This window comes from Flavobacterium sp. NPDC079362 (assembly GCF_050267765.1).
GTDB classification, from domain to species: Bacteria; Bacteroidota; Bacteroidia; order Flavobacteriales; family Flavobacteriaceae; genus Flavobacterium; species Flavobacterium azizsancarii.
In genome coordinates this window covers 1-7,896 of the sequence record NZ_JBNNFM010000067.1, presented here as the reverse complement: position 1 = coordinate 7,896, position 7,896 = coordinate 1, and the positions used below count along the sequence as shown (strand labels likewise).

Here is a 7,896-nt window from a genome sequence, read left to right as displayed (position 1 = left end):
AGCGATGTTAGTTTTAATTTACAAGAAAGCAAACAACCTTGGTTATAAAACAGCTAAAAGAAGGTTTGTTATGGAATTAAGAGAGCTAATTACAGTAATAATGGTAACACTCTCCGGGGGAGATCCTTCAAAAGTCTTTAAAACATAAGTGGCCGGAATTTCTTCCGACCACTACTAGCAAAATATGCCTCTTTTTTTTGTCCAGAAACTTCAGGTGTGCAAGATAAAAAAACTTTGAACCTTTGCAAATCTGAACCTTTGTGCCTTTTGAAATCTATTTAAACAAATTATCCATTCCCGGAATCATTGGCATATCCATTTTTGCAACAGCATCAAGTTCTTGTTCATTAACACTTGTTGCTTTTTCAATTGCTTTGTTTAGTGTTATAATAAGATAGTCTTCAAGTTGTTCTTTATCTTCAAGCAAAGAGTCGTCAATAGAGATTGATTTTATCTTTCTATTTGCTGTTAATGTTACTTTTAGTAAGCCGTCAGCGCTTTGTTCATCAATCAAAACAGTATCCAGACGCTTTTTTGTATCTTCAATTTTTTGTTGGGTTTCTTTAAGTTTACCCATCATTCCCATTAAATCCATTTTTGTCGATTTTAAATTAATTCATACAAAATTAGTATATTGCTGTATGATAACAATAGAATATTTTATGAAAAAATTAATTCTCTTCTGTTGTCTTTGTAGTATTTTTGCTCCTTCGTATTTAAAAACTAATGCTTAATCAATGCAAAACGATATAATGGCTCCAAAAGCCAAAGAAATTCCTAAATCATTAAAAAAACATAAAGAAACAAGAGTCGATAATTATTTTTGGCTTAACGACCGCGAAAATCCTGAAGTTATCGATTATCTAAATCAGGAAAACTCATATTACCAAAGTATGACTTCGCATACAAAAGATCTTCAGGAGAATTTGTATGAGGAAATGAAAAGCAGAATTAAGGAAGATGATTCATCGGTGCCTTATTTCTATAATGGTTACTATTATATTACCCGTTTCGAGACTGGACAGGATTATCCGATATTTTCAAGAAAAAAGGGAAGCCTTTCTGCAGATGAAGAAATTTTATTCAATTGCAATGAATTGGCAAAAGATCAGGCTTATTTTAAATTAGGAGGTTTAAGTGTGAGTCCGGATAACAAGTTTGCAAGTTTTGGGGTTGATATCGTAGGAAGAAGAATTTATACTATTCAGATCAAAAACTTAGAAACAGGAGAGATTTTATCAGATAAAATCGAAAATGCTACCGGAGGATCAGTTTGGGCAAATGATAATAATACTATTTTTTATACGAGACAAGATGAGGTAACTTTAAGGGCAGATAAGGTTTTTAGACATAAACTAAATACTGATACTGCGGCTGATGTTTTGGTTTTTAATGAAACTGATGATACTTTTAATGTTTCTGTAAGCAAAGAGAAATCAAGAAAATATATTGTTATTGGTTCAGGAAGTACATTGACTACTGAATATAGAATTTTGAATTCTGATACTCCTGATGGTGAATTTGAGGTTTTCCAGCCTCGTGTTCGCGGTTTAGAATATAGTATTTCTCATTTTGAGGACTCTTTTTATATTTTAACCAATAAAGACAAGGCGACTAACTTTAAGTTGATGAAAACGCCTGAAAATAAAACAGGCAAGAAAAACTGGGTTGACCTAATTCCGCATCGCGAAGACGTTTTGTTGGAAGATATCGAAATTTTTAAAAACTATTTAGTGGTTGAAGAGCGCTCAAATGGTTTGAATCATATTCGTATTATGCCATGGAATGGTGAAGCTGATTATTATCTTCCATTTGGCAGTGAAACTTACAACGCTTATACTACCACAAATATTGATTTTGATACAGATATTTTGCGTTATAGCTATCAATCGCTTGCAACGCCTTCGTCTGTAATTGATTTTGATATGAAGACTAAAACCAAGGAAATCTTAAAAGAACACCAGGTTTTGGGAGGTAAGTTTGATAAAGAGAATTATATCGAAGAACGTGTCTGGGCAACTGCCAGAGATGGTGTCAAAGTGCCTATTTCGATGATTTACCGTAAAGGATTAAATAAAAACGGTAAAAATCCGTTATTGCTTTATGCTTATGGTTCATACGGAATCACAATGGATACTTATTTCTCATCGACCCGACTTTCTTTGTTAGATCGCGGTTTTGTTTACGCAATCGCCCATATTAGAGGAGGAGAGGATTTAGGAAGACAATGGTATGAAGATGGAAAACTGTTAAAAAAGAAAAATACCTTTACAGATTTCATTGATTGCTCTAAATTTGTAATCAGTGAAAATTACACATCTCCTGAACATTTATATGCTGAAGGAGGATCTGCAGGAGGACTTTTAATGGGTGTTATTATCAATGAAGCTCCGGAATTATACAACGGAGTGATTGCTCAGGTACCTTTTGTAGATGTTATTACAACTATGTTAGACGACAGTATTCCGTTAACAACTGGAGAATACGACGAATGGGGAAACCCGAATAATAAAAAATATTACGATTATATGTTATCGTACTCACCGTATGATAATATAAAAGCGCAAAACTATCCTAATATGTATGTTTCTACGGGACTACACGATTCACAGGTACAGTATTGGGAGCCAGCTAAATGGGTGGCTAAGCTTAGAAATCTAAAAACAAATAAAAATCTTTTATTTTTAGATACCAATATGGATGCGGGACATGGTGGAGCTTCTGGACGTTTTGAGGCTTTAAGAGACTTAGCAAAAGAATTTAGTTTTTTATTAGATTTAGAAAAAATTGAAAGCTAATTAGAAATTTTTTGTTAAATTTGCAACCTATCAAGGGTATTTAAAAATACCTTCGATTAACTATTTTTTTATGAAAGAAGAAATAAACGCTTATAATAATGTTTTAGAGTTAATAGGTAATACCCCACTTATTAAGCTAAATAAAATTACCGAAGAGTTAGAAGGTAATTTCTACGCGAAGGTAGAAGCTTTTAATCCAGGACATTCCTCAAAAGATAGAATAGCGTTATATATTATTGAAGAAGCCGAGAAAAAAGGAATCCTAACGCCAGGTGATACTATCATTGAGACAACATCAGGTAATACAGGTTTTAGTTTAGCAATGGTAAGCATTATAAAAGGTTATAACTGTATATTGGCAGTAAGCTCAAAATCATCGAAAGATAAGATTGACATGTTAAGAAGTCTGGGAGCAAAGGTATATGTATGCCCCGCCCACGTTTCAGCAGATGATGAAAGATCTTATTATAATGTAGCCAAACGTTTGCACGAAGAAACAAAAGGCTCGGTTTACATCAATCAGTATTTTAATCAACTAAATATTGATGCGCACTATAACACTACAGGTCCTGAAATTTGGGAACAGACTAAAGGACAAATCACACATCTTGTGGCTTGTAGCGGAACTGGAGGAACAATTTCCGGAACTGCAAAATTCCTTAAAGAACAAAATCCAAATATTAGAATTTTAGGTGTTGATGCTTTTGGGTCTGTTTTAAAGAAGTACCACGAAACAAGGGAATTTGATAACAAAGAGATTTATCCGTATCGTATAGAAGGTTTAGGTAAAAACCTGATTCCATCTGCTACAGATTTCGATATTATTGATAAGTTTATCAAGGTAACCGATGAAGAAAGTGCTCACTCAGCCAGAGAAATCACCCGAAAAGAAGGATTATTTGTAGGGTATACGTCCGGAGCTGTAATGCAGGCAATCAAACAGTATGCAGAAGAAGGCGAATTTACCAAGGATAGTAATATTATTGCTATTTTTCCTGATCACGGTTCTCGCTATATGAGTAAAGTGTTTAGCGATGACTGGATGAATGAACAAGGTTTCTTTGACAGTGTTAATGAAGAAGAAGTTCAAAAAATTGAATTTGTAAAGTAGTAAAATACTTTTATACATAAATATAAGCTCCATTTGTAAAACAAATGGAGCTTTTTTTATGGGGTTATTTTTTTAAGCAGCTGATTGTTACTTAATAAAGCATCAGGACGTACTTTTTCTGAATGTTAATGTTTTGGTTTTAATTGTGAATACCGTATTTCTACGTAAGAATTATTGAATTCTGTTAACGTAAATTTATTATTTTAATAATTTCACTAAGAGTATAAATAAATACAATTGCAGGTATGAAATCATTGATTTTGGTTATTTAAACGATTATTTAGGTTAGTTGTCGAAAAAATTTCCGCTCAAAAACATAATAATCTAGTTTAGCAGTGTTAAAATGACACAAAGTTTTAATCCCCTAAATCTACTACTATGAAAAAATTTCTACTCACTTTGATGTTTGTAAGTTATTTGAATGTTAATGCTCAAAATCCAATTCAGGAGTTTAATTTCAATGGTACTTTAAATAATACCGCTAATACTACTTCTTTTATGGGAACAAATAATTTTGTTACTGACAGAGCCGGAGTAGTAAAGGGAGCACAACGACTTGCCAATAAGGCTCTTGAAGCTGTTATTGATGATCTTCCTCAAGGTGATAATGCGAGATCGGTAAGTATTTGGGTTAAATTTAACGACATTACTTCTGCAAACTATATATGGGGTTACGGAACTGCTTATAATGCTCAATATTGTGGATTATTGCAACAAGGTACTGCTTCTTCGAATTCAGATTTAAGTTTGGCAGGCTGGGGAGCCTCTAATGATGTAATTGTTTCAACTCCTCTTGAAAAAAATGTTTGGTATCAATATACAATAACATACGATGGGAAGGTTTCTAAAATTTACCGGAATGGTCAATTGCTTAAATCTGTTAACGGAATTGCACGTTCTACTAAAGGAAACATTTTCAGACTGGGAGAAATCAATACCACTATAGGTATTAATGCAGATATAGACGATTTAAAGATTTATAATATTGCTTTGACTGATGAACAAGTCATGACATTATATGATAGTTCAAAAGCTGTTATTTCTATTGCTGCTGCTATTGAACCGGCTTCTGCTGTAAAAGCAGTAAAAAAAGTAGAAGTTAAGACAAAAACAATTGCAAAAGCTGCTCTGTCAAATATTATTACAACAGGAGATATTAATGAAATGCCTAAGAACGTTGAGGTATTCTCGCAAGGACAAAAAATTTACGGAAGTAATACTAATACAATGAATATTCATGATTTGCCGGAAGGAACTTATTTGTTGAAAATAACAAATACACCTTCAAAAAAAGTAACTTCAAATTAAAAACAAAATTTAGGTTTATTAAAATAGTTAGTTAATTAATTTTTATTTTTTTTATGTTGTTTGGTAAGCAATTATTTTTTTGAATAGTGAAAAAGCCTTCTGAATTTTTACTTTGGATGGCTTTTTAATTTTACAGGCTGAGTTTTTGTATTCCTTTTTTTTGTAAAAATGTTTTTACAAATGTTAGAAAAGATGTTTTTTTAGTTTCGTTTTTTGTAATAATATCGCAATTATACATGATAAGCATTTTTTAGTTTGAATTAATATTATATTTTTAACAAAAAATAATATTATAATTTAATTTTAATAAAATGCATAAAGCTGTTGAAAGTAGCTGTTTAAGGAATTTAGATGTGCTTTTGAATTTGTTTTTGCTTCTGTTAAATGTTACTATGTTTGGTGCTTTTTTTAAGCACGTTGAATCCCCCTAAATCTATAAATATGAAAAAATTATTACTGACATTAATGTTCGTAAGTTTTTTAAGTACTAATGCTCAAAATCCAGTACAGGAGTTCAATTTTGATGGAACTTTAAGTAATACTGATAATACTATTTCCTTTTTAAGTGCGCCAAATTTTGTAAATGACAGAATGGGAGTTGCCAAAGGTGCTCAAAGGCTTACCAGCAAAGCTTTGCAAGGTGTAGTTGGAGATCTTCCGCAAGGAAATAAACCGAGAACAATATCTATTTGGGTAAAATTTAATGCTATAAATTCAGTAAACTATATTTTGGGTTATGGCACCGCTTTAAGTACTCAGTATTTTGGTCTTGTACAGCAATCTGCATCTTCCGGAAATTCAGATTTAAGTTTGGTAGGTTGGGGCGATGCAAATAATATGATAGTTTCAGTTCCGCTTCAAAAAGAAGTCTGGTATCAATATAGTGTCACTTATGATGGTAATATCTCAAAACTGTATCGTAACGGAGAATTATTAAAAACCGTTGAAGGGATTCCGCGTTCAACAAAAGGTTATATTCTAAGGTTGGGATCAATAAACTCAACAGTTGGCATAAACGCTGATGTAGACGATCTTAGAATCTACAGTGTTGCAATGACAGACGAACAAGTTATGGAATCTTATAATAGTTCGAAACCAACTGCTGCAATTGAAAATGCAGTTACAAATACAGTAAAAAAGAATGCTGCATTAACGGCACCTGCCAAAACTACAATTGCAGCAAAAACAGCAACTTCTGCAGTTTCTGCAATTGAGTCGAATACAGGTTCTAAAAATGTTGAGGTTTTCTCGCAGGGAAAAAAAATAATGGGTAGTAATGCTTCTAATATTGCAGATTTACCGGAAGGGACTTATTTATTGAAAATAACTACTAATCCGTCTAAAAAGTAATTTAAAATTAAGAATAAAATAATAAGCCGTTTAAGAAAAATTAATTTTAGTAAATAGATATTTCTTAATAAAAAAAAGCCTCTTAAAAATTAGACTTTAAGAGGCTTTTGTTTTTATTGTTTTAGTTAATAACACTAAGAACTACAAATAAAATTACCAAAACGATAACGGCGTATTTTGTGTATTTTGATGTTTGCATAAATTTGTTTTTTGAATTGGTTTATAATGTGGTACTGACAAATATAATAGTTTATTTTAATTCTAATACTTTCTGTCAGACTTTTTAGGAATGTTTAAAAAACAAAAAAGCCCTGAATAATTCAGAGCTTTTAAATATTTTATAAAAGAAAAAATTATGCTTCCTGCATCGTATGATAAACGTTCATTACGTCATCATCTTCTTCAATTTTTTCGATTAGTTTTTCAACGTCAGCGATTTGAGCTTCAGTAAGTTCTTTGGTAATTTGCGGAATACGCTCAAAACCAGAAGATAAAATTTCAAGACCTCTGTTTTCTAATTCTTTCTGTAAAGCTCCAAAGCTTCCAAAAGGCGCGTAAATTAAGATTCCGTCTTCGTCTTCGAAAACCTCTTCAGCACCAAAATCAATTAGTTCTAGTTCCAGTTCTTCAGGATCAAGATTACCTTTTGCAATTCTGAAGTTACAAGTATGGTCAAACATAAACTCAACAGAACCCTGAGTTCCCATTGTACCGTTACATTTATTAAAGTAGCTTCGAATGTTTGCTACCGTTCTATTATTGTTGTCAGATGCAGTTTCAATCAAAATGGCAATTCCGTGAGGAGCATATCCTTCAAACAAAATCTCTTTATAGTTGGCAGTATCTTTATTGCTTGCATTTTTTATCGCGCGCTCCACATTTTCCTTAGGCATGTTAGCGGCTTTTGCATTTTGTATTACAGCTCGTAATCTAGAATTGGCATCTGGGTTAGGGCCACCTTCTTTAACAGCCATAACGATGTCTTTACCAATTCGGGTAAATGTTTTAGCCATTGCTGACCAACGTTTCATTTTTCTTCCTTTTCTAAATTCGAACGCTCTTCCCATTACTAATTTTTTATTTTGAGATGCAAAAATACGGTTATTCCTTTTTTTAGCAAAATCAATGATTAAGTTTTTTTGATTTGTTTCAAGTTTCAGGTTTCAGTTTTTTGTTGGAGACATTAGAAAATGATAAATAAAAAGTTCAATTCGTTATGAATTGAACTTTTTATTGAAACCTGAAACCTGAAACCTGAAACCTGAAACCTGAAACCTGAAACCTGAAACCTGAAACCTGAAACCTGAAACCTGAAACCTGAAACCTGAA

At 32.3% G+C, this 7,896-nt stretch carries 6 protein-coding genes; 4 read left to right on the top strand and 2 right to left on the bottom strand.

From position 1 onward, the window contains the following. Positions 1-274: 274 nt before the first annotated feature. A complete protein-coding gene (locus ACQKCJ_RS24545; RefSeq protein ID WP_072955651.1) occupies positions 275-595 on the bottom strand; it encodes a YbaB/EbfC family nucleoid-associated protein in 321 nt (106 codons plus the stop codon). A 142-nt stretch (positions 596-737) separates the two neighbouring features. Between ACQKCJ_RS24545 and ACQKCJ_RS24540 the strand changes: the two genes are divergently transcribed. The 4 genes from ACQKCJ_RS24540 (at position 738) to ACQKCJ_RS24525 (ending at position 6,567) form a co-directional block, all read left to right on the top strand. Then, positions 738-2,798, top strand: a complete 2,061-nt coding sequence (locus ACQKCJ_RS24540) for a S9 family peptidase (RefSeq protein WP_427403130.1) — start codon at positions 738-740, stop codon at positions 2,796-2,798. Between the two features lie 70 nt (positions 2,799-2,868). Continuing rightward, positions 2,869-3,909, top strand: a complete 1,041-nt coding sequence (locus ACQKCJ_RS24535) for a PLP-dependent cysteine synthase family protein (protein ID WP_065447924.1) — start codon at positions 2,869-2,871, stop codon at positions 3,907-3,909. Positions 3,910-4,287: 378 nt separating this feature from the next. After that, positions 4,288-5,217, top strand: coding sequence for a LamG domain-containing protein (locus tag ACQKCJ_RS24530; RefSeq protein WP_427403129.1), 930 nt, complete (start codon positions 4,288-4,290; stop codon positions 5,215-5,217). A 441-nt stretch (positions 5,218-5,658) separates the two neighbouring features. Continuing rightward, a complete protein-coding gene (locus ACQKCJ_RS24525) occupies positions 5,659-6,567 on the top strand; it encodes a LamG-like jellyroll fold domain-containing protein (RefSeq protein ID WP_427403128.1) in 909 nt (302 codons plus the stop codon). A 353-nt stretch (positions 6,568-6,920) separates the two neighbouring features. Here ACQKCJ_RS24525 and ACQKCJ_RS24520 read toward each other — a convergent pair whose 3' ends face one another. Then, positions 6,921-7,634, bottom strand: a complete 714-nt coding sequence (locus ACQKCJ_RS24520) for a YebC/PmpR family DNA-binding transcriptional regulator (protein ID WP_271335634.1) — start codon at positions 7,632-7,634, stop codon at positions 6,921-6,923. Positions 7,635-7,896 lie beyond the last annotated feature (262 nt).